The sequence below is a fragment of the Luteolibacter sp. genome, assembly GCF_058122085.1.
Window position 1 is genome coordinate 1 of record NZ_JBIKBQ010000051.1, and the last position, 26,065, is coordinate 26,065.

The window sequence follows — 26,065 nt, forward strand, 5'->3', positions numbered from 1 at the left end:
TTGATCCCCAATCCATGATCACCTATCTCTTTCCCGCGCCCCACCACACCCGCTTAGTTTAGCCCCTCCGTGGTCGAACTTTCGGGTCCGCCTCAAAGGGCGCAAAAGCGGATGCCAACAATCCACTGTGGTTGGCAGCATCGGAACAAACTAACATCAATTGGAAACGTTCACTCCATCACTGTGAATACTTGGTTCTCAACCGCAGAATCAGCCGCGAGGAAACGACGGACCTGAGCAAGGCGGCGATCTTTAGCATAACCGGCGCCGGGGGACGCGGCCCATTGGGTGATTGCGAGGCGCAAAAAAAGACTTCGTGCGTCATGTTTTTTCGCGAATAGCCAATTTGAATCCAGCAACCAAAAATTCATTCGATATAATGCGGAAACGCAACAGCAGTGGCGCACATGATGTATAAAATCGCAGGCTCTACCGATCCATCTGCGGATCGCAGCCGCGCACTCAGCGAGGGCCGGCGGCTGATGCGCGAGGTGGATTGGCTCCATGCCATCCATGCCGCCCCGTCGAGATATCTGCCCATGATCGAATCCGCCCTCGCGCTGGGTGTGCCGGCGCAAGACACCATCCTGCTTGATCTGGACGCGCGCTTCCGCCATTTCCTGTTCTTGTTTCCGAAGAACTCGTATGCCCTCGGCGGCAGGGACGACAAACACACCGCAGCGCTCCAACACCTTGCGGATCTCTTCGGCTACCAGCGCCCTTCCCTCGAGCGCTCCGATCAACTCGCGCACATTCTTCCCCTCGCGCGCGAACTCCTTCACCAGACATCCTGGTATCTGGAGCACATGGGACGCGATGGATTGAATGGCGGCACGGACCTCTGGCAATTATATAGCTCCTACCTGAGCAATGAGATCTGGTATGCCATTCAGGGACTCTCCTCGATCCGCGCCTGGATCATCATATCCCGGCCCATATCCCGGATCATCTCCGGCCGGAATTCACAAGCTTCTCCAATGAACTCGACGAACTCACCAAACGCTATTTCTCGCTGCTGAAAACCCTGCCCGAACCGGATTTCTACCGATACTACCTGCAAATCGCCGACTTCCGCCTGATCCAACGTAACTCCGCCCTGGCAGATGGACTGGTGGACATGGTCACCACCGGCGCATCACCCGCATTGCTCCTGCGCTTGTCGGACAATGACAACCGGCAATTCCAGTGGATGACCACGTGCAGGGAACTTGCAAAGCGGTGAGTTTCTTGCAAGCCGGAGCGTGTTGGAGGATGGCTCGATCTCGCGGTTGTTTGACTGGCAGTCGCACATCAGTTCGCTTGAGCACAATGGCAGCCTGATCCCCTCTGTCCTGTTCTCATCTCAATCCGCACCCGATCTAGCCATCCGGTTCAGCACCTATCACAAGATCTTCCAAATCATCAACCAGCGCGAGGCTTGGGGGAAACTCAAGTCCGAGGTCAACTACGACACCTTCCGCGCCAACATCGGAGCTTATGATCCGTGGGAACTTGCCCGTCTGAAGTCGAACAAATCCAAGGAGAAGCCTTCCAATGGCCGCCCATCGAAATCCGGATCTTCGCGGCAAGAGGCCCACCGGGAACCATGTCAAAACCCGAGGCCAAGCTCCTTCACTCCCTGGTCTTTGGCGCGGGAAAGAACATGCAAAAACAGGACAAGCCCGGGAAAAAACCCACGGCACAACCAAAACCATCACCGCAAGCACCCCTGCATCCCACCTTACTGTCCGACCTGCGCACGACCGGAGCACCCGGCACCATCATCTGGCCGCTGGTGGACAAGACGGATCCGAATCTTCTCTGGGTCTTTCATTTCCCGTCGGATCGCGACGCCATCTGCGTAAACCAGGGCGGCGGCGCTGGTGCCCTGAATTGGGGACCCGTGTATGACAAACGCATCCTCTACACGGCCCCGTGGCTTTTGTGTATCGACTGCCGAAATGGCTCATTGGTTCACAAAATCAACCTCCACAGCGCGGTCGGGGAGGCCTACGGAATCGATATCTCCAACCGCAAATGCGACGTATGGCGGATGGCTCTGGATCAAACCAAGGACAGCATCCTCACCAGCGTCGGCTGGCATGATCAAAACTATTCCGGCAACAAAATGGGATCGTTGATCATCGACAAGAAATCCGGCAAAGCACATCCGATTCCACGGAATCCCGAAATCTCTGAAGGCGAGGGCGATGCCTCGTTGGACATGTGGGACCGAAACAACGGCGTGGCCGCCGTGGGGGATCACTTCTTCCTCGACGAGGCGGGCGAATGGACCGGCGGCGCCATCAAGGGCATCCGGTCGGATGATCTCGCAATCTTCCAGGTGTTTCCGGATCTCTCGGTCAAACCGCTAACCCTGATGGGCCGCCGTCCGGAGCTCACGCCCTTCGACGCGCAGAACCGCGCTCCCATCTCGATCACCCCGCATGGCAAGCGGCTCATGGTGATCCATCCATCGACCATCGCCGAATACGATCCGGTTGCGAATGACTGGACCATCACCGCATCCCTGCCGACCGAAAAACCGACCAACAAACACACCAATGCCGTGGCGGATGCCCAATACTGGGAATACCTCCGTTCACTCAATGAAGTTCGGATGAACGGCAAATCCACCGGATGGATCGCCCTATCTTGGTGGCACCCCTCGAAACATCCCCGTTTCTTCCGTTTCTTTGAAAACCCCCAAAAAACCGGGCACTACGCGGCTCCTGGGCACTGGCAGGCAACAATCCCGTTTTCCGGGTTGCAGCAGCGCTGCCAATCCCTAGCCTGCTGAAAACAATTTCTCCATGGCCAATCCGATCGCCCGCCCTCTCAACAAACGCGTGCTCCTCATGGGCACCTGCCTTTGCGACGCCTTCTACGACGACACCGCCAAGGCGACCGTCGAAGTCCTCGAGCACCTTGGCTTGACTGTCGAATTTCCCGACAACCAAACCTGCTGCGGCCAGCCGGCCTTCAACTCCGGCGACTGGACCGCCTCGCGCAAAGTCGCCCGCCACACCGCCAGCGTTTTCGCCGGCGAGCTGCCCGTCATCGTCCCGTCCGGCTCCTGCGCGGCGATGAACTTCCACGGCAACCTCCTCCAATTCGAGGAGAATCCGGACCCCGCCATCACCTCCCTCGCCAAGCGCACCTGGGAAGTCATGGACTTCATTTACAACGGCCTGGGCATCAAAACCTGGCCTGGAAAATTCGGCAAACCCACTCGTCTCGCATTCCACCGCTCCTGCCACGCCCGCGGCACCGGCACCGGCGAGGCCGTCCGCACCCTGCTTGCCTCCATCGAAAACGCGGAGGTCGTCCCCTTCGGCGAGGCCGAGCAGTGCTGCGGTTTCGGCGGCACCTTTTCCGTCACCTTCCCGCACATTTCCGGAAAAATGGGCACCCTCAAGCTCGACAGGATCCTCGACATCCAGCCGGACCTGCTCGTCGGCATCGACATGTCCTGCCTCATGCACCTCAGCGGCCTCGCCCAGACCCAGGGCCGCCCCGTCAAACACCTCCACGCCATCCAAGTCCTCCGCGACACACTCCCATGATCGGCAACCAACTCATCGACGAATACGCCCGGAACATCACTGACGAGAAACAGCAATCCGTCATCAACGGATCCGCCGCCGGCACCGAGAAGCGCTATCAGGTGCTCCACAAGGACTATCCGGATCCCGACGCGATCCGCAAGCTCGCCGCCTCCATCAAGGACCACACACTCCACCACCTCGGCGACTACCTCGCCAAGGCCGAGCAGGCGCTCGTTTCCCGCGGCGTGAACGTCCATTTCGCCTCCACCGACGAGGACGCGCGCCAGACGATCCTATCCATCCTGCGAGGCCACGGCGTCACCCAGCTCACCAAGTCCAAGTCGATGGCGGCCGAGGAAATCCACCTCAACCCGTTTTTGATCGAAAACGGCGTCGAGTGCCTCGAGTCCGACCTCGGCGAGTTCATCATCCAGCTCGATAACGACGAACCCTCGCACATCGTCAAACCGATCATCCACAAAAACCGCCGGGAAATCGCCGAGACTTTCCAGCGCGAGGGCATCGCCGCCGATTACAACGACGATCCGGAAACGATCACCCGCCGCGCCCGCGTCTATCTGCGGGAGAAATACATGCAGGCGCAGGCCGGCATTACTGGCGGCAACTTCGTCTGTGCCGACACCGGCCGCGTCGCCCTCGTCACCAACGAAGGCAACTCCCGCTTCGGGATGGCCCCCGTGGGCGTGCACATCGCGCTCATCGGCATCGAGAAAATCATCCCGCAGGAAAAGGACCTCGCGGTTTTCCTCAACCTGCTAGGCCGCTCCGCCACCGGCCAACAGCTCACCGTTTACACCGAGTTCATCAACGGCCCGAAATCCGCCAACCAGCCGGACGGCCCCGAGCACATGCACGTCGTCTTCATGGACAACGGCCGCACCGACGTGCTCGCCTCGAACTGCAAGGAAATCCTCCGCTGCATCCGCTGCGGTGCCTGCCAGAACGTCTGCCCGGTCTATCGGCAAGCGTCCGGCCACGCCTACCGCTCCACCTACGGCGGTCCTGTCGGCGCGGTTCTGTCACCCATCCTTTTCGGCAGCCGCTTCCCCGAGCTCGCGGATCTTCCCAAAGCCTCCTCGCTCTGCGGAGCGTGCAACGAAGTCTGCCCCGTGGACATCCCGATCCCGGACCTGCTGCTGCGGCTGCGCGACAAGGCGCACCGCGAGCACATCCACTCGCCCGCCGCCATTCCGATGTCGCCCTTCGCCACCCTCGCCACCTCGCCCTCGCTCTGGCGCACCGCGATGACCATGTCCAAGGCGATGAACCACCTGCCCATCCAGGTCGCGCCGATCAAACCGCTCCAGGATTGGTTAGGCCAGCGGACCCTTCCGGATTCCCACGGCGGCGATTTCAGGAAGTGGTATAAAGGGCGCAAGAAGGGGTGACAGCCCGCTGCGCCTACTTCTTTTTCCCCTTTGCGCCGGGCTTCCGGGGCTCGGCGGGATAGAGGATTTTCGGATTTTCCACCTGGCCGGCCGGACGCCGGGCGGGGGGCGCGGAACCGCCGATCTCAGCGCTCATTTTTTCCGCGAGGGTCGTCAACTTGCCGACGATTTCGGGATTTGAGGCGGCCACGGTGGTTTGCTCGCCGATTTCCGCATCGAGGTTGTAGAGGCGGGGCGTCTTGGTGTCGGCGTCGGGCTTGACGGCCCGGCCCATGGTCTCGTTTTGCGGGACAAGGGCGAGCTTCCACGGTCCCTGACGGACGGCCTGGAGCTGGTATCCTGAAAAGTAATAATGCCCGTCCCGTGGGGAGGTTTTGGTTTTGCCAAAAAGCAGCGGCGAGATGTCCCGGCCGTCGATCACGGGTTGATCCGGGACGGTGCCGCCGGCGAGCGCGACCGCGGTGGGCAGGAGATCGATGGTACCCGCGACGGCGTCAACGCTGGTGTTAGGCGCGATTTTTCCCGGCCACCAGGCGATGGTCGGCACGCGCACGCCGCCTTCCCAAGTGCTGCCCTTGCCGCCACGCAGCGGGCCGGCGCTGCCGCTATCAGCTTCTTTGATCAGCCACGGGCCGTTGTCGCTGGTGAAGACGACGAGGGTGTTTTCCGAGAGTTTGAGCTCGCGCAGGGTGTCGAGCACGCGGCCGGTGCTCCAGTCAACCTCCTTGATCCAGTCGCCGACGCGTCCGTTGGAGGATTTGCCGCGGAAGGCCTCCCCCGGATAGATCGGGGTGTGGATGGCGGTGTGCGGAAGATAGAGCAAGAACGGCTTGTCCTTGTTTGCGGTGATGAACTGAACGGCTTCATCGGTATAACGCTCGACAATGCGGCTTTGCTGTTCGTCGGTGAGCAATTCCAAGACTTTGTCATCCCGCAGCAGGGGAACCACGCGATTGCCGGTGTCGGTGGATTTGACCTGCATGTCGTTGGAATAAGGAATGCCGAAGTAGTGGTCGAAGCCTTGCCGGGTTGGCAGGAACTCCGGTTGGTCGCCGACGTGCCACTTGCCGATGCACATGGTCGCGTAGCCGCGCTCCTTGAGTCGCTCGGCGATGGTGTGTTCCGTTGGGTTCAAGCCTTTGCCGCCGCCAGGGCCATAGACGCCCGGCACGTCGATGCGCGCTCCGTAGCAACCGGTGAGCAACTGCGCGCGGGAAACCGAGCAGACCGGGGCCGCGTAAAACGAGGTGAGTTTCATGCCTTCGCTCGCCATCCGGTCGAGGTTGGGAGTTTTCTGTTGGGTGGCGCCAAAGGGGCCGATGTCGGCATAGCCCATGTCATCGATGAAGATGATGACGATGTTGGGAGGCGCGGCGGCAGACAAGGCACCGAGAGTGCCGAGAAACAAAAAGAGGCTGAGCAGTGGTTTCATTTGGGGACAGGAGGGGCGAATTGAATGCCTACCCATCTCGGCGGCGCTTCTTTCAATTTCCCAAGTGCGGAACCGTGCTCAATCCCGGCTCTTTTCCCCATGCTCTTCCGGCAGCTCGCATCGAATGCGGTTGATCCAGAAAGCCGGAATCCCCCTCCCCGCGCTTCGGGCTTGATCTTGAATGCCGGCCACCCTCTGATCGTGCGCCCCATTCGACCACGACCATGAAACTCGAAACCCTCTGCCTTCACGCCGGTTATTCCTCGGATCCCACCACCCAAGCCTGCGCGGTTCCCATCTACCGCACCGCGTCCTATGTTTTCAAAAACACCGAGCACGCCGCCAATCTCTTCGCCCTGCGCGAACTCGGGAACATCTACACCCGCCTGATGAACCCCACCCACGACGTGCTCGAGCAGCGCGTCGCGGCGCTCGAAGGCGGTGCCGCCGGCCTCGCCGTCTCCTCCGGCACCTCGGCGATTTTCTACTCGATCATCAATCTCGCCCAAGCCGGCGACAACATCGTCTCCGCCCGGAACCTCTACGGTGGCACTTACACGCAGTTCAAAAACATCCTGCCCGCGCTCGGCATCGAGGTCCGCTTCGTGGATTCCAACAACCCGGAAAATTTCGCCGCCGCCATCGACGGCAAGACCCGCGCGCTGTTCTGCGAGTCCGTTTCGAATCCATCGCTGGAAATCTCCGACATCGAGGCGATTTCAAAAATCGCCCACGTCCACGGCCTGCCGCTCATCGTCGATTCCACCTTCTCCACACCTTACCTCACCAAACCGATCGAGCACGGTGCGGACATTGTCGTCCACTCGCTTACCAAGTGGCTCGGCGGCCACGGCACCAGCATCGGCGGCATCGTCATCGACTCCGGGAAATTCAACTGGGCCGGCGGCAAACATCCGCTTTTCGACGAAGCCGACGGCTCCTATCACGGTCTCCGGTGGGGCCACGACCTGCCCGCGCCACTTGCGCCGCTCGCCTATATTTTGAGAATGCGCACCGGCCCGTTGCGCAACCTCGGCGCCTGCCTCTCGCCCGACAACGCCTGGCAATCGCTCCAAGGCATCGAAACCCTGCCCCTCCGGATGGAGCGGCATTGCGAGAATTCCCTCGCCGTCGCCAAGCACCTGCAAGCCCATCCTGCCGTCGAGTGGGTCCGCTTCCCCGGCCTGCCCGGCGACAGCCAGGACGCGCTCAACGACAAATACCTCCGCGGCAAAGGCGGCTCAATGGTCGTCTTCGGCATCAAGGGCGGTGCCTCTGCGGGAACAAAATTCATCGACTCCCTCAAGCTCTTCAAACACCTCGCCAACGTCGGCGACGCAAAGTCGCTCGCGATCCACCCGGCGACCACCACCCACTCGCAGCTCAGCCAGGAGCAACTGCTTGCCGCCGGCATTCCGCCCGAGCTCATCCGACTCTCCGTCGGCATCGAACACATCGACGACATCCTCGCCGATCTCGACCAAGCCCTCGCCACCGCCCACTGAAATCCAGCATGTCCCGCGCCGACATCTTCGCCAAAATCGAATCCGCCAACGCCGCTTTGAAAACCAAAGCTGCCTATCCGGACTACGACATGTCACTCGTCCACTCGCTTCCGAAGTTGGAAGGCAGCGACCTCTGGGAAATCTTTTCACGCAATTTCAAATACGTGAATGGCAAGACGATGACCTCCACCGCCGAACTCGTCGCTTTCCTTCTGGAAACCAAGCAACTTCACGGCTACTGCGATCCCGCGCTCTACGACGCCGTCGGCAGCCAACTCGCCGCCGCCGGACTGACCGTGGAAACCGAATATCACCGCGACCGCTACGACGACTATCAATTCGGCATCACCCGCGCCACCGGAGCCATCGCGGAGTCCGGCTCCGTCATCATCGACGACAACCGCACGTCCAGCCGCCTCGCCGCGCTTTCGCCATGGGTCCACGTGGCCGTGCTCGTGCGCTCGGAAATCCACCGCACCATCCCGGATGCCATCGCCGCTTTCGGCGACAGCCCGAACATCATCTGGTGCACCGGACCATCCAAGACCGCCGACGTCGAGGGCATCCTCATCGAAGGCGTCCACGGCCCCGGCGAGCAGATCGCGTTGCTGATGTAGTGGCGATCACCGGTCGCCGCGTCATTCATTTATGACCACCCTCCCACCTCCGCCCCAGCCATCGGCAGTCCTCTCATTCGATTTCGACGGGACCTTGCACCACGCGGCGGGAAACCCGCCTGTGCCTGTCGAGTTCTTCACACTCATCCGCAAACTCCGCGAGAAACAAGGCGTGATCTGGGGCATCAACACCGGCCGCTCCATGGAGCACATGGTCGAGGGATTCATGGAAAGCAGCTTCCCTTTCCTGCCGGACTGGGTGGTCGCCCGCGAACGTGAAATCCATTTCCCTAACTCTTCCGGACGCTGGCTTCCCCACCTGAAATGGAACAAACTCTGTGAGAAGGAAATCGACGACCTCTTCAAGCACACCCGCAAGCTCCTGAGCCACATCCGCCAGCAGGTCGAGCAACACACCGGCGCGCAATGGATCGCAATGACCGGCGAACCCGCAGGCGTCATCTCCCAGTCCGAGGAGGAAATGGAATGGATCGTCGACCGCATCGAACCTCTCGTCGCCGCCGAGCCCCACCTCACCTGGCAGCGGAACTCGATCTACCTGCGTTTCGGCCACCGGGATTTCCAGAAAGGCAGCAGCCTGAGTCAGGTCGCCAAACACTACAGCCTGACCGCCGCCGCTTGCTTTGCCATCGGCGACAGCCACAACGATCTCGAAATGCTCGACCCCGCCCACGCAGCGATGACCGCCTGCCCGGCCAATGCGATCGCCGCCGTCCGGGACAAAGTCACCGCCACCGGCGGCCTCATCACCCAGGCCGCCCACGGCCGCGGCTCCATCGAGGCCGTGCGGCACTATTTCCTCCGGCACCAAATCCAGGAAGACTAACAAAATATCCGGCCCAGTGCGGGCGGCCTCGAGCCGGCCGCGACGTAAAGCAAGGGACGCAGCGTCCCCAGCAGCTTGCGGGTGGCAAGACTGTCGCGGCACAGCGCGCGAATCACGTGAACGCCGCCCGCGAGCGGTCCATGGCCGAGATAGGTATCTTCCGATTTCAGCGCATCCAGCGCTTCCACCGGCCAATTTGCAGCCATCTCCCCGGCGGCATAAACCGAGAGATAATGCGCGGCGGGGAACTTCGCGCGAAGCGCTTCCAAGCTATCATCATCGGGCCGCAGATCGTATCCCTCACGGGCGATGAGACTGCCCCCGAGAGTCAGGTCCAACTCCCAGCGGAGATGCTGATAGGCGAAAACCTCCCCCATCGCCACACGGCCGGGTGTGATCCAGTCGAAGAAAAGCAGGCTCGCCGCCGGATGCAGGTCGATCATCGTGCGCTGCACATACCTCGCCCCGGCATGCGGGATGAACGGCTCGGGAATCCACTCGAGGGAGGCGTTTTCCTCGACCCGGAACTTCTGACAGCTCACCGCCGCCGCGCCGGACCGCGTTCGATAGACGCGGGACGCCGACGGAGTGCTGAGCACCAGCTTCGCGCCGGGAGCTACGTGAATATCCGTCTCAAGATGGTCACCATCAAAGAATCCGGCCGTCGGATTAACGATGCTTTGCACGAGATGCCCGTGATCGACATGCGATTTGCTGAGGTGCACCGGCGCCCGGAAACTCTGGCGGGCGATGAACGGCACGCCGTCGGCACGGCTCTCGCAGCGGAGGTGCAGATGGCCGTCAAGGGCGGTGCCCGACACCGGGAGCGCGGAATTCATTCCGCGCGGAATGAATTCCGCGCTCCAATTCTGGCCAACACCCGAAAACGACCAATCCTCCGGTTTTCCGCAAAGCTTGGCATTCACCGGATTATTCCGGATATAAACTTGGGCGTTCTGAAGATGATCCAAATCCCGGATGAATCTGTCATGATACTCCGCCATCCACAACGAGCCGGTTCGCCCCTCCAGCCGGTTGATCTCAATCGCGGTCGGACCTTTCCAATGCTTGACAATCCTCCCCAAGGCGACATCCCCCGTCAGTCGAACAAGCACATGCACATGATTCGGCATCACGCACCAGTCAATGAGCTTGTAATGGGTGCCGTGTCCCTTGATCAGAGCGTCCTGCACGACCTTGGCATGCGCCGGCTTACCTAGCAGACAACTCCCGTGGCCTGCGTCCTCGTAACGGGAAATCCGCTGTTGAAGATCTGCCTGCGCCTTCTGGGAAACCTGAGGATCCAGGCTGTTGATCGCTGTGAGAAATTCCCCCCGCCATTCGCTAACCACTTGATTCGGCAGCGAGTCCGCCAGGCGAAACGTGATGGCCTGCACGGAATCCGCGAAGTCCCAATGCGGGAGATAGCCGCGGCTATGAATGCCTTTGTGGGTCATGACAATTGGAGCGCGGAATTTATTCCGCGCGAGAATTGGAGGTTTCGCGCGGAATAAATTCCGCGCTCCAGTTACACAAACAGATACTCATGCTTCAACCAGGCGATTAGGTCATCCTTGCCCTTTTCGGATTTCAGATCAGCGAACAGGAACGGGCGATTGCCGCGCTGCATTTTTGAATCACGCGCCATGACTTCGAGGTCGGCCCCGACATACGGCGCAAGGTCGGTTTTATTAATGAGCAGAAGATCACTGGTCCGGATGGCCGGGCCGCCCTTGCGCGGGATCTTGTCCCCTTCCGCGACGTCGATCACGTAGATGTAGGCATCGACAAGTTCGGGTGAAAACGTGGCGGATAGATTGTCGCCGCCGCTTTCGATGAGAATGAGCTTCAGGTCAGGATGGCGGTTTTCGAGATCGATCACGGCGGCCATGTTCATGCTGGTGTCGTCCCGGATCGCGGTGTGCGGGCAGCCGCCGGTTTCCACACCGATGACGCGACCGGCCGGCAGCACGCCCTCGCGGAGAAGGAACTCGGCATCCTCGCGGGTGTAGATATCGTTAGTGATGACGGCGAGCGAGACCTCATCCTTGAGCCATTGGCTGAGGCGGAGGACGCACATCGTCTTCCCGGAACCGACCGGGCCGCCGACACCAAGGCGGAACGGACGCTTTTTCAAATCAGGAGATGAAGAGTCTTGCATGGGCGCGGGCATGGCGGAGTGAGGCGATTTCGAGAAGCGGATTGAACCAGCCGTCCACCGGCCGGGAAAGGGAAACGTCGATTTCCCCGCCGAGCTCCGTGAGCGTGCGGCGGACGATTTGCTGGCAGGCTGTCTGGCCGATGCGCATGAGCTTCATCGACGCGGCGGAAAGTCCGGCGATCGACTGGAAGGCAAACGCGCGGGCTGCCTGGCCGACGGGAACGCCCGAAAGCTCCAGCGCGGTGACGACAAGATGGTGGCTGCGTGGCGAACGCTCGCGACAGCGGAGAACAAGCGGACTGGAATCAAGCTGCGCGAGAAGATCGAGCCGTTGCGAACCGATTCGGCGGGAGGCGTCGCGCAGTTCCGCCGGGATTCGCCAGGCGTCGAGCTCGCCATCCAGCGCGAGAAGTCCGTCCACATCTCCTGCGCAGGCAGCGGCATGGGCGCGAGCGAAGAATGGAATCTCGAAGGTAAGCAGCGCGGGCAGGATTTGCTTTCGCAGGAAGTTTTCAAGATCCCCCGCAGTTTGAACAACACCGGATTCGACCAATTCCTCGAGGCCGAACGAGTGCGCGTAAGCACCCGACGGATAGGCTGTGTCATTCGCCTGAAGCAGCCAGAGCCATGGATCGGAGGTCATGGGGTGTGAGCCATGGCTTTCATGGGCGTGAAAACGACATCAGGTTCGGTGTACGGCCAGCCCTCGCGCTCGAGGAGCTGAGTCATGGCCTCATCATGCAGAACCCGGACGCTGTGATCGAGAATCTGGGCAGGCAGGTGAAGGTTACCCACTTTCCAAGCAACCAACGCGGCTTGCGCAGGTGACTCCAACGAAATTTCATAAACGGCCTCGGGCAACTGGTGGACGATGTAGTCGATTCCCGCTTGGTGATAAATCACACAGCCATCAGTGAGGCGCGTTTCCAGATCGAATCCAAACTCTGTTCCGTCCTCCGCGACTCCCCTCCAGCGGCGCTTCAAAAACAGCCGGCGCTCGGCGGCGAGGGATATCTGCTTTTCCGGCGGCAAATCGGAGGCCGTAGCGAGGGCGTGCTGGATGACATGCATGGCCCGGATCTAAAAAAGGAAATAGCGCTGGGCCATCGGCAACACGGACATCGGCTCGCAACGCAGTTCGCGGCCGTCTGCCGTGACCGTGTAGGTGTCCGGATCGACGGTGATGACCGGCAAGGCGTCGTTGAACGGGAGGTCTCGCTTGGTCACAGAGCGGCAGTTTTTCACGGCAACGAGTCGCTTGGTCAGACCGAGGTTTTCGAGCGCGCCGGATTCCAGCGAGGCGGCGCTGACGAAGGTGACCGAGGTGGCGGCGATGGCCTGCCCGAAAGCGCCGAACTGCGGACGATACATCGTCGGCTGCGGCGTGGGAATGGAGGCGTTAGGATCGCCCATGTTCGCCCAGGCGATGAGACCACCTTTAAGAATGGTCTCCGGCTTGACGCCGAAGAACGCCGGTTTCCAGATGACGATGTCCGCGAGTTTTCCCACCTCGATACTGCCGACTTCGTGGGCGATGCCGTGGGTGATTGCGGGACAAATCGTGTATTTCGCGACGTAGCGGAGCGCGCGGAAATTGTCGGCGGCGGGATGTGACGGACCTTCGAGCTTGCCGAACTGGACCTTCATCTTGTGCGCCGTCTGCCAGGTGCGGGTGATCGTCTCGCCGATGCGGCCCATCGCCTGGCTGTCCGATGACATCATGGAAATCGCGCCCAAGTCGTGGAGGAGATCCTCCGCGGCGATGGTCTCGGGGCGGATCCGGCTCTCCGCGAAGGCGACGTCTTCCGGGATGCGCGAGTCGAGGTGGTGGCAGACCATGAGCATGTCGAGATGCTCGTCGATGGTGTTGGTCGTGAACGGCCGGGTCGGGTTGGTGGAGGACGGCAGGACGTTGGCCTCGCCGCAGACGCGGATGATGTCGGGCGCGTGGCCGCCGCCGGCACCTTCGGAGTGATAGGTGTGGATCGTGCGCCCTTTGAAGGCGGCGAGGGTGCTTTCGACAAAGCCGGCTTCGTTGAGAGTGTCGGTGTGGATGGCGACCTGGATGTCGAACTCATCAGCTACGGTTAGACATGTATCGATGGCGGCGGGAGTGGTGCCCCAGTCCTCATGGAGCTTGAGCCCGATGACGCCTGCCAGAACCTGCTCGCGGAGGGGTTCCGGTGAGGAGCAATTCCCTTTTCCGAGGAAACCGAGGTTGACGGGAAACGCCTCGGCACTTTCGAGCATCCGGTGGATGTTCCATTTTCCCGGCGTGCACGTCGTCGCATAGGTTCCATGCGCCGGGCCGGTGCCGCCGCCGATGAGCGTGGTGACGCCGCTGGCGATGGCATGCTCGATTTGCTGCGGGCAGACGAAATGAATGTGCGTGTCGATCCCTCCGGCGGTGACGATGCAGCCTTCGCCCGCGATGACCTCGGTGGAAGCTCCGATGGTCATGGTGATGCCGTCCTGCAGCAGCGGATTTCCCGCATGGCCGATGCCGACGATGCGGCCGTGTTTGATACCGATGTCCGCCTTGATCACGCCTTGGGCGGCGTCGAGGACGAGGGCGTTGGTGATGACGAGATCAAGAGAATCCGCATCGAGCGCGAGCGGGGACTGCGCCATGCCGTCGCGGATGACCTTGCCGCCGCCGAATTTCACTTCGTTGCCATAGCCGCCGGCTTCGGCGACTAGATCGCGCTCGACCTCGATGAAAAGCGCTGTATCTGCCAGCCGGACCTGGTCACCCGTGGTGGGGCCGAACATGCCTGCGTAATTGGCGCGGGTTTGTTTCATGAGTCGAGCGGGCCGTTGACGAGATTGTTAAGACCGTGCACTTCGCGGGTTCCGGCAAGCGCGACCAAGGGGACTTCACGGGTGTCGCCGGGTTCGAAGCGGATGGCGGTGCCGGCCGGAATGTTAAGTCGGAACCCACGCGCGGCGGCGCGGTCGAAATGCAGGGAGGAATTCACTTCGGCGAAATGAAAATGGCTGCCCACTTGGATGGGTCGGTCGCCGGTGTTGGCCACCACGACATTCAGCTTGGCGAGACCCGGATTCAGGATCAAATCCGGGGCTCCTAACGGGGTGATGATTTCGCCGGGGATCATCTGACGGGATTGTGAACGGTGACGAGCTTGGTGCCGTCCGGGAAGGTGGCTTCCACCTGCACGTCGTGAATCATTTCCGCCACGCCTTCCATGACTTCATCGCGGGAAATCAGGGTGGTGCCGTAGTTCATGAGCTCTGAAACCGATTTCCCGTCGCGCGCGCCTTCGAGCAGCTCGGCGGTGATCAGAGCTACGGCTTCCGGGTAGTTGAGCTTCAGCCCGCGCGCGCGGCGGCGACTGGCGAGATCACCGGCCACGACGATGAGCAGCTTTTCTTGTTCGCGCGGGGAAAGATGCATCGGCGCGGACGATTAGAGAACGGGGAGCAGGCAGAGCGAACCCAACGCCGCGGCGAGAGCGCTGATCCGGACACCGCGTTTTCCATGAAGGCAGGCGACTGCGACGCTTGAGATGACCAATCCCGCGAGCAGGTAATCGAAGGCTCCATGCGAGTGGAAAAACGTGGCCCTCAGAAAATCAAATTCATCGGTCTCATCCGGGTGGTAATGCCCAGGGTGCGCGGACAGCAATGAAGGACAAAAACAAACTCCCGCGGAAAGCACGCGGGCGGCGGACTGACGCCAATCAGACGTAAGGAAAATTTTCATAGGCGGATGAAGGGACAGAATGAGAGTGAGCAGCGCTCATGCCAAGCGGGTAATGAAAAACCATGCCCCCGGGGGGAGGCATGGTTTAATAACCGTAAGCAACCGAAAACCAAATCAGTTCTACTTGTAGGTACCCTTCAGGAATGGCTCGCCGACGACATCCTTGAATTCCTTGAGGATCTTGAATTGTCCGTCCGCGCGAGTTTCACCGATGAAGACGTTCTTGGTAAGGTGATGATTCTTTTGGGTAGTCACCTTGCCGCCTGGGCCGTCGAACGAGATGCCGCCCTTGAGAGCCGCCATCACCTTCTCCACCTCGAATGAGCCGGCCTTTTCAACAGCGGCCTTCCAGAGATAGACACCGTTGTAGGAAAGCACCATCGGCGAGCAAGTCACGCGGCCTTCTTTGACAATGCCGGGAACGTCCGACTTGGCGAGCCAGGCTTGGAAGTTTTTGATGAACTTGGCGTTCGCCGGGCTTTTGATCGACTGGAAGTAAGTCCAGCATCCGAGTTGGCCGACAAGCTGGCTGGCAGGAAGTCCGCGGAACTCGTCTTCGGAGACCGAGAAGCTAACCACCGGGCAGGATTCCGCATCGAGTCCGGCAGCAGCATACTCCTTGAAGAAGGGCACGTTGGTGTCGCCGTTGAGCGTGCTGATGATGCAGGCGTCGCCGCTGGCGGCGAATTGCTTGATCTCGGAGACAATTTGCTGATAGTCGGTGTGACCGAACGGCGTGTATTTACCGGCGGAGATGATCTTGCCGCTGGCATCCTTGGTGAATCCACCGCCGATGTTTTCAAGACGCACTCCCTTGCTGAGGAGATACTCAAGAAGGATCAGGTTGGTGGTCTGAGGATAAACATAGTCCGAGCCGATCAGGTAGAACTTCTTCTTACCTTCTTCGAGCAAGTAATCAACCGCGGGCGTCGCCTGCTGGTTGACGGCCTCGGCGGTGTAAAAAATGTTCGAGGACATTTCCTCGCCTTCGTATTGCACCGGGTAGAAGAGCAGGCCCTTCTTTTCCTCGAACACCGGAAGCACCGACTTGCGGCTCACCGATGTCCAGCAACCGAACGTCACCGAGACCTTGTCCTGGTCAAGCAGCTGCTTGGCTTTTTCAGCGAAGAGCGGCCAGTTCGAAGCGCCGTCCACGACGACGGGCTCAATCTTCTTGCCCATCACACCGCCAGCGGCGTTGATTTCGTCGAAGGTGAAAAGCAGGACGTCGCGGAGGGAGGTTTCACTGATGGCCATGGTTCCACTGAGCGAGTGGAGCACGCCGACTTTGACGGCTTCTGCCGCTTGCGCGGAAACACCGGTGAGGGCAATCGCAGCAAGTGCGGAGGGGATGAATTTAGGGATCATTGGATTAGAATGTTTGTATTGGATCGTGAAATTGGAAACAACTCGTTTGAAAAAGCAGGCGGGAGAGCATCGATACCGGATGATCCATAGGACTCTCCCGCCGCAACCGTTTAATACCAGGAAATGGGATTAAAATTTGACCAGAGCTTGGACGCCGGTGAAGAGGATATCCGCATCTTCCACATCGGTGTAGCTGACTTCGCCACGGAGCGTGAAGTGCTCATTGAAGGCGTAGCTTGGCGCGATCGTGTATTTGTAGGCAGTCGTGTCGAAGGTTTGCACATCGTCATAGCCAAAGCGGAACACTGTCGAGAACTTCTCAGTGAAGGCGTATTGCAGGAAAGCGAGCCCCTGAGTACCGAACGCGGCACCGTTGTCGCAATAGGCGAGTTCTGCGGCAACTGTCATTTTGTCCGAAAGCGCATAACTCGCCCAGACATCATAAGTGACGAAATCATCCACCGGAACACCTTCAATGTCATCAGAGGTGTCATAAGCAATACCGCCCCAGAGCGTCAGCTTTTCGATTCCCTTATAGACGACATAAGCTTCGTAACCCAGACCGTTGCCATAGTCTTCGTCACCACCCCAGAAAGTATTATCGCCACCGCGGATGGAGTCGGAAACATTGAAGCCAGCGCCAAACACGTCGGTCGTGTATTCAAATTTGATCCCGGTGTGGTAGGCGGGAATCGCTCCCAGGAAATTGTTCGCATAGGACATTTGTGCCATGTTCACCGCGTCAAATGCTTCGTACCCAAGCCAGCTCAGATACTTACCCCCCGTAACGGAAAAATCACCGGCCTTGTAGGTGACATACGCGTCTAGGATACCCGCATCACTGCCGGCTCCAAACGCATCATTGTCATTAACCGGCGAGAAGAAGAGGCTCGCGTAAGCCGTGAAGGATCCCTTGGTTGCTTCGAGCCCGAGCTTCACGGCATCGAATGGAGTGCCTGCGTCGAACAACGTATCTTCATCAAAATCTCCTAGATCAGAATCCACCTCCGTGTGGATATAAGATACGGCAGCGTAGCCGCTGACCTTCAACCAATCCGGAGTCGGCACCAATGACGGAGCTGCCACCGTCTCGGTTCCGGCCATCGCGCCTGCGGTGCCGAGCGCCATTGCCAACGGCAAGTGAAACTTACTGAATCGTGTTTTGTTTTTCATTTTCGATAGGTATTGTTGCTTTATTGGCGGGATTCCGCTCATGGGTTTAGGTAGCTCTATTCATGCCAAATCTCAGGGTTTCATTAGCAAAAAATGTGAATTCGGCGGACAGGATCGGCTTTTTTCAAGTCATGATGAGCGCTCGTCATACATGGCAGCCATGAACATGAATCGACCGCATCATCGACTACCGCTTCCATCAAACCGTCAGAAATTCTTTGACGATCTCGTCGGTGAGGCCGGTCATTTCACCCGCTGCGGCAACGGCACCGCGCTCGAGAATGGCGAAGTCGTCGCCGAGTTCCTTGCAGAAGTCGAGATACTGCTCGACGAGGAGAATGCTCATCTCGCCTTCGGCACGCAGCATCTTGATGGCGTCGCCGATCTGGTCGATGATGTTTGGCTGGATCCCTTCGGTGGGCTCGTCGAGAATCAGCAGCTTCGGCCGGGTCAGCAGCGCGCGGCCGATGGCGAGCTGTTGCTGCTGGCCGCCTGAGAGCATGCCGCCTTTGCGGTGGAGGAACTCCTTGATGATAGGAAACAAGGCGTAGATCCGGTCGGTCTGACTGGCGTCACGCTTTTGGCCGCGGGCGTTGAGGCCGATGAAGAGGTTTTCCTCGACGGTGAGATGGGGAAAAATCTCGCGGCCTTGGGGGACGTAGCCGAGTCCCAACCGGGCGCGATCAGCGGATGACGCGCGGTCGATGGACGCTCCCCCGAGTTCGACTGTCCCGGAATCGGCCGGGAGCAACCCCATGAGCGCCTTGAGCGTCGTGCTTTTCCCAACGCCGTTGCGCCCCATCAGGCAGAAGACGGTTTTGGGGCGTATGGATAGATCGACACCCCGCAGGATGGCGCTGCCACCGATGGAGACCCGGAGATTTGAAACGGACAGGCTTTCGGTTTGTGTCGGGGAAGCGATCATGCGGCTTTGGATTTGCGGCCGAGATAGACTTCGATCACGCGTTCATCGGCTTGGACCTGGTCAACGGGACCTTCGCAAAGGACGTGTCCCTGATGAAGAACGGTGACCTTGCGGTCTTGGGAAATCTGCCGCACAAAGGTCATGTCGTGCTCGATGACCACAATGGTGTGCTTCCCGGCAAGCGAGAGAAGAAGCTCACCGGTGCGATAAGTCTCCTCGTCGGTCATCCCGGCGGCGGGCTCGTCCACAAGCAGCAAGCGGGCTTCCTGGGCGAGGAGCATGCCGATTTCCAGCCACTGCTTCTGTCCGTGGGCGAGAGCGCCGGCCTTGCGATGGGCGTGGTCGGCGAGCTTGATGGTCGTGAGGATTTCGGCGATCCGGTCGCGCTGGGCGGAGGTGGTTTTCCCGAAGAGGCTGTGCCAGATGCCGCGCGAACCGGCGAGCGAGAGAATCAGGTTTTCCGTGACGGTGTGATCGTTGTAAACCGTGGGGGTCTGGAACTTGCGGCCGATGCCAAGTCGATAGATCTCGTATTCGTTGAGCTTGAGGAGATCGTGCTTGGAGTCGTCCCAGAGCAGGGTGCCTTCGTCAGGCTGGGTGCGCCCGGTGATGAGGTCGAGGAAGGTGGTTTTCCCTGCACCGTTAGGACCGATCACGGTCCGGAGCTCGCCCTCATCGAGATAGAAATTGAGATCGTTGATGGCTTTGAAGCCGTCGAAGGACTTGTTGAGTCCCTCTGCTGCGAGGAGGAATGGCTTCTGGCTCATGGATCGGCGGTTTCGGATGAAATGGCAGGCGGCACAGGGTCGGGCTGCGGGCTCTTGCGGCGGATTTTGGCGATGATTTCCTGAATCTGGGAGGGCAGCCCCACAATGCCTTTGGGCATGAACATGACGATGAGAACGAAGGTTCCGCCAAGAATCAGCACCCAAAGATCCGGATAGGCGCGGGTGGCCCAACTCTTGAGCGCGTTGACGGAAATCGCGCCGACCACCGGGCCGACCAGTGTTCCGCGCCCCCCGAGCGCGACCCAGACGACGGCTTCGAGGGATTTCTCGGTGGTCATTTCACTGGGATTGATGATGCCGACCTGGGGCACGTAAAGCGCGCCGGCGAAGGCCGCGATCATGGCGCTGATGACAAAGATGAAGAGCTTGAAATTGGCCGTGGCATAACCGGAGAACAACACCCGGTTTTCCGAGTCGCGGATGGCGCGCTGGATGAGTCCGAAGCGCGAATGCGTGAGCCACTTGCATCCGGCGACCACGGCCACCATCAGGACGGCAGTGCAGACATAGAGAATCCGCTGGGTGGCGGCGGTTCGCAGGTCCGCGCCGAGGAGCGTGCGGAAGTCGGTGAAGCCGTTGTTTCCTCCCATGAGGAGGTCGTTCCTGAAGAACAGCAGGGCCGCGCCGTATGTCAGAGCTTGGGTTAGAATGGAGAAATACACGCCCTTGATCCGGGAGCGAAATGCGAGGTAGCCGAAGATGTAGGCGAGCACGCCGGGCACGAGAAACACCATCGCGAGCGCGAAAGGAAACGAATAGAACGGCTGCCAGAACGCGGGAATCTTCGAGTGACCGAGAAACACCATGAAGTCGGGAAGCTCGCTCTTGTATTGGCCGAGCTTGCCGATCATCAGCATCAGGTGCATTCCCATCATGTAGCCGCCGAGGGTGAAGAAAAGCGCCTGGCCAAGGCATAACAGCCCGGTGTAGCCCCACAGCAGGTCGATGGATATCGCCATGATGCCATAGCACAGATACTTGCCCCAAAGGTTCAGGGTGAAGTTCTCGATGACTCCAAAGGCATTCATCACCGGCATCGCCACGACCAGGAAGACCGCGGCGAGAATGAGGATGGGGAGCTGGACGCGCCCGGTGAAAGGTTGGGTGGGCATTGGTTCAATCAAGGCTGCGCGAACGGGTGACCAAGATCCCCGCGGGACGCCATTGCAGGAAAAGGATGATGGCACCGAGAACGAGGATTTTCCCTATCACCGGGTTTCCGAGATACTGTTGGAGCAACTGGTCGGCCATGCCGATGCCGAGGGCGCTGATGACGGTTCCGAGAATATTGCCGACGCCGCCGACCACCACGGTCATGAAGGCATCGACGATGTAATTTTGGCCGAGCGACGGCCCGACGTTGCCGATCTGGGAGAGGAACGCGCCGGCGAGTCCCGCGAGGCCGCAGCCGAAGGCGAAGGTCAGCATGTTGACCCGCTCGGTGCGGACGCCCATGCAGGCGGCCATGTTGCGGTTCTGCATGACCGCCCGGATGAGCAGGCCGAGCGAGGTCTTGTTCAGCACCAACCAGGTCACGACGATGATGAGGACTGCGAACCCGATGACAAAGACGCGGTTCCATCCGAAGACCACGTCGTTGACCGTCCAGTTCCCGGAGAGCCAGGACGGGCTGGAAACCTGAACGTTGTTAGCACCGAAGACCAGGCGCAGCAGTTGTTGGAAAACAAGGGAAATTCCCCACGTCGCGAGCAGGGACTCCAGCGGGCGGCGATAGAGGAACTGGATCACGGCGCGCTCGAGAATTAGCCCTACCAACGCCGCCGCCAGGAAGCTCGCCGGGAGCGCGACGACGAAATACATGCCCATGCTGCCGGCGGGAAGATTCAGGCCGGGGATGGAGACCGACATTCCGAACGGCGAGATGTTGAGGCCCGTCGCGAAGATGTTCTGAATGACGTAGGTGGTGTAGGCCCCGACGGCTATCAGCTCGCCATGCGCCATGTTGATGATGCCCATCAGGCCGAAGGTGATCGCGAGTCCGATGGCGACCACCAGCAAGACCGAGCCCAATGAAATCCCCCGAAACACCGTGCCCACGGCGTTGATCCGCGAGACGTGACCTTCGATCGCGGCGAGCGCCGTCTTAGCGGCGTGAATGGTCGGAGCATCTTTGGCTGCCTCGGCTTCCTTGAGGATGGTCCGGATCGTGTCTTGCGCCGCAAGCGAGTTCAGTCCCCCCAATTTCCCACATGCCGCGATCCGTTCCCCGGCCACGGGCGAGCGGAGCTGGATGATCGCGATGGATTCCTCAAGCGCACGGACGGCTTTGGGATTCTTTTCCGTGGTGCGGAGCAGCTGGAGCGCGGGAAGCTTTTCCGCCTTCTGACCGATGGCGGAATCCTGGATCGCGCGGATTCGTCTGGTCAGGTCCGGGTCCGCGAGAGCAGCCAGATCGGCGACTTCCTTCATCGCGCGGCGGAGGCCGGAGTCCGTCTCGGCGAACCCGGTTTCCTTGGGATTGATCCTCACCGCGCTGCCGTCGGCGGCCAGCAGCGGAGAGCCGTCCGAGACGCGGACGGTGGCGAACGAGTCATTGCCCGCCGCGCTTCCGGTCAGGACGACGGGAGTGATGACTCCGGATGATTCCTCGTGGAGGAAGATTTCGCCCGCCTTCCATCGATCAAACCACTTCACGACCTCGGGCGAGGGATTGCTTTTGAGAGAGAGGATGATTTGGCGCTGTTCAGCGGGCGTTTTGGCGACGGTGGCGGACGCGATGGTCTCGCGAACCGAGCCTTCCCGCGCGTGCACGGAGCCAATCAAGGAGACTACCACTCCAAGCCGGAGGCCGCTTTGAAGGAATGGAGCGAGAGTTTTGAAAATCGACTTCAGCATGGGCCGGCGTCGATAGAGCACCCGCTGTGCCACCTGCCGGAAAAATTGTCCGGACGGCGGGAAACCGGCCGGCCTATCAGAGCGGCCTGCCGTAGGTGCCGCACCGGTTGTGCCAGCCCTCTTCCCAGCGCTTCTCACCGCGCTCCGGCGGTGAATTCGCGATCCTGCGGGAAAGCACGCGTTTCGCGGCGGCGGCGAATTCCGTCGCCGCAGCCGCACCCGACGGCACCTCCTTCATTTCGCCTAACACCTGAAGCAGACCCCAGCCCCGCCCGTTGTAGCGCTCGGAAACCTGCGTCCCGTCGCCCTTGAAATTCACGTAGTCGATCAGCGCGTAAATCCCCTGCGAGGTAGTGGAAACCTTGTGGTAATTCGCCTCAATGCGCGCTTTTTCACTGCCCGGCGCCGCCGCCAGGATCTTGGGCAAAGCCGCGCGGGAGCGGGCAACGATGAAGTCCGTTTGGAGTCCGACATTTCCCGCCAGCCAATTCCGTAAAGCGCCCATCCGCGGGCTTTTGAAATCCGCCTGAAACTCCGCCTTCGTCTTCCACGGACTGCGAGCTTCAAGCGCCACCGCCGGCAGATTGGCTCCCCGCTGGCGTGCGAACGCGACAAATAGCGGCCAGCTTTCCTCGAAGCGACCCTTGAAACCGGCCGGATACCAAATGAAATGGCCGATGCCGATTGAGGGGAATTCCTCGCCCGCATTCCAAGTCGTCAGCCCGGCGACGCTGCCGGCACATTCGTTCTGCCAGATTTTCCTGCCGATCGCCGCCTTCTGCCCCTCGGTCGGATTGGCCGGCTGCATGGAGGACGCGGACGCGGCAAAAAGAACGGTGAGAAAACAAACGAGACAGGCGGCTTGCATGGCCGCAACCTATCCATAGCATCCCCGCAGTCGCAAGCCCGCTTCCCCATGAACCGCATTCCCTGGGATAAAATCCTCAGCATCACCCCGTTCGATCTCGTCAAGCTGCTGGTCACCGCCGCCATCATTCTTTTCGTGAACAAGATCCAGCTCGTCAACGATCGGCTCTCGGCCCTGCTCATCGCCCTGCCGCTCACCTCGCTGATGGCGATGATCTGGATGCACCACGCGAAGCAGTCCCCCGAGCGGCTCGCGAACCACGCCGAAGGCACTTTCTGGTTCGTCCTCCCCACCCTGCCGATGTTTTTGATTCTGCCGTGGATGTTGCGCAGCGGCTGGGGATTTTGGGTCGCGCTCGCCGCCAATTGCCTCATCACCGTGGCCCTCTTCTGGCTCACCGTCGTCGTCCTCCGCCGCTTCGGAATCGACCTGATGCCGAAATGACCGCCCGCCGCCGCAAATTTTCCTTTTGAAAGAACCAGATAAGGCTTGTCAGAAAGTGGATTCTCTGGTTTGACCATCGGCCCGGCGTTATTTCCGGAAATTCTGTCCATCCCATTTATTTTGAGCGAAAAAAAACCGTCTCTGCTTCCCACAAACGTCATCCCGTTTAAGCAGGAACAGCCGATTTCGCGATTTCCCGGTTCTCCTATGAAAAGCGATCTCCTTGATAAGGCCTCTGAAATTGTCACCGACCCACTTGTGCTGGTCAACCTGGTCTCCCAGCGCGTCAAACAGCTCAACAGCGGCCGTTCCCCGTTGATTGCCACCCGCCCCAGCATGGGCGTGGCGGACATCGCCCTTCAGGAAATCATCGAGGGCAAAATCAAATTGATCCATCGGGAAGCTCCCTGAGGGCAGCCTTCCTGACCACCGAGCCTGGCCATGAGCGCGGAAATCGCCACCAACCGGAAGGCCGGACGCGATTTCAACATCACGGAGAAATTCGAGGCCGGAGTTGAACTCAAAGGCACCGAGGTCAAGTCGATCCGGGCCGGGAAAGTCAACATATCCGACGCGTTCGCCCGCGTCGAAAACAACCAGGTTTTCCTTTACGGCTGCAACATCCAGCCGTGGCAGACTGCCGGCGACTGGTATAACCATCCCGAAAAACGCCCGCGCCGGCTGCTCCTCCACAAGCGGGAAATCCTCAAGCTCGCCAACGCCAGCGCCGTCAAAGGCTGCTCGCTTCCCCTGCTGCGGATGTATTGGAAGGACCGCCGCGTGAAGGTCGAAATCGGCGTCGGCAAGGGCAAGACCCACGCCGACCAACGCCAAGACTTGAAGGAAAAAGTCGAGCTGCGCGAAGCCCAGCGCGAGATGTCGCGCTTCAACCGGCGCTGATCATTCCGTCGGCTTCGGCTTCACCCGCGACGGCGGATCGGTCGGCGGACGCGAAATCACCGCTCCAGCTCCCTTCATCCCCACCGGGTTGGTCGAACGAAAATCCCCGTCGCCCGGCAACCCGAGCATGTCCGGCATCCGAATCCCGTCATCCGGAAAAGCGGGGAGCTCCGACTCCGCAACCACCGGTTCAGGCACGCTTTCCTGCGTCTTCGGCACCGCCGCCTGCTCGACCACGGTCGACTTCGGCGCGGCACACGACGCCAGCGCCAACGCAACGCCCAGCAGCGCGAATGTCTTTATGTTCGGTGTCGGCATCATGAATTTTCCCAATCGTGTCAGGCCGCAAGAAAGCCGTTTGCCGCCCCATGCGCAAGGCCGAACCTCCGCGCGGGCATCACTGGGAGTCGCTGCCAAAATAAGGGGAGTGGACATTTCCGTCCACTTGCCGATGCGCGGCGGAAGACTTCTTCAAGGAAATCGTTTCAATCCGTGCCCTCTTGGGAGGGGCGACCATAGCCGAGGCGCGATTGTTGGCAATACTCGCGGTTTCAATCCGCGCCCCTCTTGCGAGGGGCGACGCGGCAGTCTGGAATCCTTTCCGCCGTAGGGAAAGAACAGAGCGATCCGCGAACCTGAAGGCTACTGGTGCCGTGGGTCCGCAAAACTCCTGATTTGAAATGTCAAAGAACGGAAGCGGTAGGCCTAGCTGCTGGCGCGAACCTCCCGGCGTTTTCAAGATCGCTTGGGGTTCGCGCCGTGACTGGCGGGCAGGCTGCTTCATCAAGTGTCGGAAAATGACTTCCTGCCGCTCAAACGACAAGCGTTCCTTCCACATCATAGCCATCATTCGCGCCGTGGTGCTCGACCTTGTGATGCCAGTTGCTGCCGAGATGGTAGAAGCGGAGACTGTCGGTTTCCAAATCGATGATGTCGAGCAAGCGGGCCTTGAAGGCAACCAGCTGGGCGGGATCGACCTTGCACTCGAAGACGGAGTTCTGGACGGGCTGGCCGTAGTCGAGGCAGGCCTTGGCGGTGCGCCGCAACCGGGACTTCCCGGCGGGCGTGGTGGTGGAGACGTCGTAGGTGACGAGGATATACATGGATTTGAGATTATTTCGCCAGAAAGGCGGGATAGGCGTCGAGATCGCCGCGGAGATGGCGGGCCAGCAGGCGGGCCTGGAGATGCGGCAGGAAACCGATGGTGGTTTTCTCGTCGAGGAAGGGATGGTTGATTTCGTCCTGCTTGCGCTCCTGCCAGGCGGTGAGGACTTTCTTGCGGGAATCGTCCTTGAGGAGGAGATGTCCCAGCCGAAGCAGGCGATGCCGTCCAGGTTGTGGAGCGGGACGCGGAGCTTGGTCTCGCCTTCGTGGCGGATCTCGATGGCGGCACCGTCCTTGCGGAGGTAAGCGCCTTCGAGCGTGACGAACAGGGTGTTGAGGTGGCGTTTCATCGCTTCGCGAATTTGAGATTTGAGGATTTGAGAGTAAGCCCCCGAGCCACGGCGGATTTTTGCACAG

At 60.2% G+C, this 26,065-nt stretch carries 28 protein-coding genes and 1 pseudogene; 10 read left to right on the forward strand and 19 right to left on the reverse strand.

The window, feature by feature from the left end; translation table 11 throughout:
- The first annotated feature begins 539 nt into the window (after positions 1–539).
- The 4 genes from AC4DF4_RS09310 to AC4DF4_RS09325 all read left to right on the forward strand — a co-directional run bounded on the left by AC4DF4_RS09310 (position 540) and on the right by AC4DF4_RS09325 (position 4,936).
- A complete protein-coding gene (locus tag AC4DF4_RS09310; protein ID WP_490047849.1) occupies positions 540–1,019 on the forward strand; it encodes a hypothetical protein in 480 nt (159 codons plus the stop codon).
- Positions 1,020–1,585: 566 nt separating this feature from the next.
- On the forward strand, positions 1,586–2,779 hold the full coding sequence (locus AC4DF4_RS09315; RefSeq protein ID WP_490047850.1) for a hypothetical protein: 1,194 nt from the start codon (positions 1,586–1,588) through the stop codon (positions 2,777–2,779).
- A gap of 13 nt (positions 2,780–2,792) precedes the next feature.
- Complete coding sequence (locus tag AC4DF4_RS09320) at positions 2,793–3,545, forward strand: (Fe-S)-binding protein (protein WP_490047851.1); 753 nt, start codon at positions 2,793–2,795, stop codon at positions 3,543–3,545.
- Positions 3,542–4,936 (forward strand): lactate utilization protein B, encoded by a 1,395-nt coding sequence (locus tag AC4DF4_RS09325; protein ID WP_490047852.1) that lies wholly within the window; start codon positions 3,542–3,544, stop codon positions 4,934–4,936. Before AC4DF4_RS09320 ends, AC4DF4_RS09325 begins: the two co-directional genes overlap by 4 nt.
- A 13-nt stretch (positions 4,937–4,949) precedes the next feature.
- Here the strand turns inward: AC4DF4_RS09325 and AC4DF4_RS09330 are convergent, their stop codons facing one another.
- On the reverse strand, positions 4,950–6,368 hold the full coding sequence (locus AC4DF4_RS09330) for a sulfatase family protein (RefSeq protein ID WP_490047853.1): 1,419 nt from the start codon (positions 6,366–6,368) through the stop codon (positions 4,950–4,952).
- Between the two features lie 224 nt (positions 6,369–6,592).
- On the opposite strand from AC4DF4_RS09330, the gene AC4DF4_RS09335 reads away from it, so the two are divergent.
- The 3 genes from AC4DF4_RS09335 to AC4DF4_RS09345 are packed head-to-tail and all read left to right on the forward strand — an operon-like array spanning position 6,593 to position 9,337.
- A complete protein-coding gene (locus tag AC4DF4_RS09335; RefSeq protein WP_490047854.1) occupies positions 6,593–7,873 on the forward strand; it encodes an O-acetylhomoserine aminocarboxypropyltransferase/cysteine synthase family protein in 1,281 nt (426 codons plus the stop codon).
- An 8-nt stretch (positions 7,874–7,881) separates the two neighbouring features.
- A complete protein-coding gene (locus AC4DF4_RS09340; protein WP_490047855.1) occupies positions 7,882–8,490 on the forward strand; it encodes a LutC/YkgG family protein in 609 nt (202 codons plus the stop codon).
- 31 nt (positions 8,491–8,521) lie between these two features.
- Positions 8,522–9,337 carry an HAD family hydrolase gene (locus AC4DF4_RS09345; protein WP_490047856.1) on the forward strand — a complete coding sequence of 272 codons (816 nt, stop codon included), beginning with the start codon at positions 8,522–8,524 and terminating at the stop codon, positions 9,335–9,337.
- On the opposite strand, the gene AC4DF4_RS09350 is transcribed toward AC4DF4_RS09345, so the two are convergent.
- The 15 genes from AC4DF4_RS09350 to AC4DF4_RS09420 form a co-directional block, all read right to left on the reverse strand.
- Positions 9,334–10,794, reverse strand: coding sequence for an urease accessory protein UreD (locus tag AC4DF4_RS09350; protein WP_490047857.1), 1,461 nt, complete (start codon positions 10,792–10,794; stop codon positions 9,334–9,336). The genes AC4DF4_RS09345 and AC4DF4_RS09350 overlap by 4 nt on opposite strands.
- Before the next feature lie 71 nt (positions 10,795–10,865).
- Complete coding sequence (gene ureG / locus AC4DF4_RS09355; protein ID WP_490047858.1) at positions 10,866–11,498, reverse strand: urease accessory protein UreG; 633 nt, start codon at positions 11,496–11,498, stop codon at positions 10,866–10,868.
- The gene (locus AC4DF4_RS09360; RefSeq protein WP_490047859.1) at positions 11,476–12,141 is read right to left on the reverse strand and encodes an urease accessory protein UreF; all 666 of its coding nucleotides are present in this window, start codon (positions 12,139–12,141) and stop codon (positions 11,476–11,478) included. Before AC4DF4_RS09360 ends, ureG begins: the two co-directional genes overlap by 23 nt.
- Entirely contained in the window at positions 12,138–12,569 is a 432-nt protein-coding gene (locus AC4DF4_RS09365; RefSeq protein WP_490047860.1) for an urease accessory protein UreE, read from the reverse strand. The genes AC4DF4_RS09360 and AC4DF4_RS09365 overlap by 4 nt, the downstream gene beginning before the upstream one ends.
- 9 nt (positions 12,570–12,578) lie before the next feature.
- Positions 12,579–14,300: an urease subunit alpha gene (gene ureC, locus AC4DF4_RS09370; RefSeq protein WP_490047861.1), complete on the reverse strand. Its 1,722-nt coding sequence runs from the start codon at positions 14,298–14,300 to the stop codon at positions 12,579–12,581.
- The gene (locus AC4DF4_RS09375) at positions 14,297–14,614 is read right to left on the reverse strand and encodes an urease subunit beta (protein WP_490047862.1); all 318 of its coding nucleotides are present in this window, start codon (positions 14,612–14,614) and stop codon (positions 14,297–14,299) included. Before AC4DF4_RS09375 ends, ureC begins: the two co-directional genes overlap by 4 nt.
- Positions 14,611–14,913, reverse strand: a complete 303-nt coding sequence (gene ureA / locus AC4DF4_RS09380) for an urease subunit gamma (RefSeq protein WP_490047863.1) — start codon at positions 14,911–14,913, stop codon at positions 14,611–14,613. The genes AC4DF4_RS09375 and ureA overlap by 4 nt, the downstream gene beginning before the upstream one ends.
- A 12-nt stretch (positions 14,914–14,925) precedes the next feature.
- On the reverse strand, positions 14,926–15,222 hold the full coding sequence (locus tag AC4DF4_RS09385; RefSeq protein WP_490047864.1) for a hypothetical protein: 297 nt from the start codon (positions 15,220–15,222) through the stop codon (positions 14,926–14,928).
- Positions 15,223–15,342: 120 nt separating this feature from the next.
- On the reverse strand, positions 15,343–16,590 hold the full coding sequence (gene urtA, locus AC4DF4_RS09390; RefSeq protein ID WP_490047865.1) for an urea ABC transporter substrate-binding protein: 1,248 nt from the start codon (positions 16,588–16,590) through the stop codon (positions 15,343–15,345).
- Between the two features lie 129 nt (positions 16,591–16,719).
- Complete coding sequence (locus tag AC4DF4_RS09395) at positions 16,720–17,763, reverse strand: outer membrane beta-barrel protein (protein WP_490047866.1); 1,044 nt, start codon at positions 17,761–17,763, stop codon at positions 16,720–16,722.
- 199 nt (positions 17,764–17,962) lie between these two features.
- Positions 17,963–18,688, reverse strand: coding sequence for an urea ABC transporter ATP-binding subunit UrtE (gene urtE / locus AC4DF4_RS09400; protein WP_490047867.1), 726 nt, complete (start codon positions 18,686–18,688; stop codon positions 17,963–17,965).
- Complete coding sequence (gene urtD, locus AC4DF4_RS09405) at positions 18,685–19,455, reverse strand: urea ABC transporter ATP-binding protein UrtD (protein ID WP_490047868.1); 771 nt, start codon at positions 19,453–19,455, stop codon at positions 18,685–18,687. Before urtD ends, urtE begins: the two co-directional genes overlap by 4 nt.
- Positions 19,452–20,588 carry an urea ABC transporter permease subunit UrtC gene (gene urtC / locus AC4DF4_RS09410; RefSeq protein ID WP_490047869.1) on the reverse strand — a complete coding sequence of 379 codons (1,137 nt, stop codon included), beginning with the start codon at positions 20,586–20,588 and terminating at the stop codon, positions 19,452–19,454. The genes urtD and urtC overlap by 4 nt, the downstream gene beginning before the upstream one ends.
- Before the next feature lie 4 nt (positions 20,589–20,592).
- A complete protein-coding gene (urtB, locus tag AC4DF4_RS09415) occupies positions 20,593–22,248 on the reverse strand; it encodes an urea ABC transporter permease subunit UrtB (protein WP_490047870.1) in 1,656 nt (551 codons plus the stop codon).
- Positions 22,249–22,408: 160 nt separating this feature from the next.
- On the reverse strand, positions 22,409–23,200 hold the full coding sequence (locus AC4DF4_RS09420; protein ID WP_490047871.1) for a hypothetical protein: 792 nt from the start codon (positions 23,198–23,200) through the stop codon (positions 22,409–22,411).
- Positions 23,201–23,248: 48 nt separating this feature from the next.
- On the opposite strand from AC4DF4_RS09420, the gene AC4DF4_RS09425 reads away from it, so the two are divergent.
- The 3 genes from AC4DF4_RS09425 to smpB all read left to right on the forward strand — a co-directional run bounded on the left by AC4DF4_RS09425 (position 23,249) and on the right by smpB (position 24,544).
- Positions 23,249–23,644, forward strand: a complete 396-nt coding sequence (locus AC4DF4_RS09425) for a DUF3147 family protein (RefSeq protein WP_490047872.1) — start codon at positions 23,249–23,251, stop codon at positions 23,642–23,644.
- A gap of 69 nt (positions 23,645–23,713) precedes the next feature.
- Positions 23,714–24,055, forward strand: coding sequence for a DNA-directed RNA polymerase subunit omega (locus AC4DF4_RS09430; protein ID WP_490047873.1), 342 nt, complete (start codon positions 23,714–23,716; stop codon positions 24,053–24,055).
- Positions 24,056–24,085: 30 nt separating this feature from the next.
- A complete protein-coding gene (gene smpB / locus AC4DF4_RS09435) occupies positions 24,086–24,544 on the forward strand; it encodes an SsrA-binding protein SmpB (RefSeq protein ID WP_490047874.1) in 459 nt (152 codons plus the stop codon).
- Here smpB and AC4DF4_RS09440 read toward each other — a convergent pair whose 3' ends face one another.
- The 3 genes and pseudogenes from AC4DF4_RS09440 to AC4DF4_RS09450 form a co-directional block, all read right to left on the reverse strand.
- Positions 24,545–24,865, reverse strand: coding sequence for a hypothetical protein (locus AC4DF4_RS09440; RefSeq protein ID WP_490047875.1), 321 nt, complete (start codon positions 24,863–24,865; stop codon positions 24,545–24,547).
- Positions 24,866–25,356: 491 nt separating this feature from the next.
- Positions 25,357–25,647 (reverse strand): CRISPR-associated endonuclease Cas2, encoded by a 291-nt coding sequence (gene cas2 / locus AC4DF4_RS09445; RefSeq protein ID WP_490047876.1) that lies wholly within the window; start codon positions 25,645–25,647, stop codon positions 25,357–25,359.
- Between the two features lie 264 nt (positions 25,648–25,911).
- Positions 25,912–25,998: pseudogene (locus AC4DF4_RS09450) on the reverse strand (hypothetical protein); the annotation flags it as partial.
- Positions 25,999–26,065: the final 67 nt, after the last annotated feature.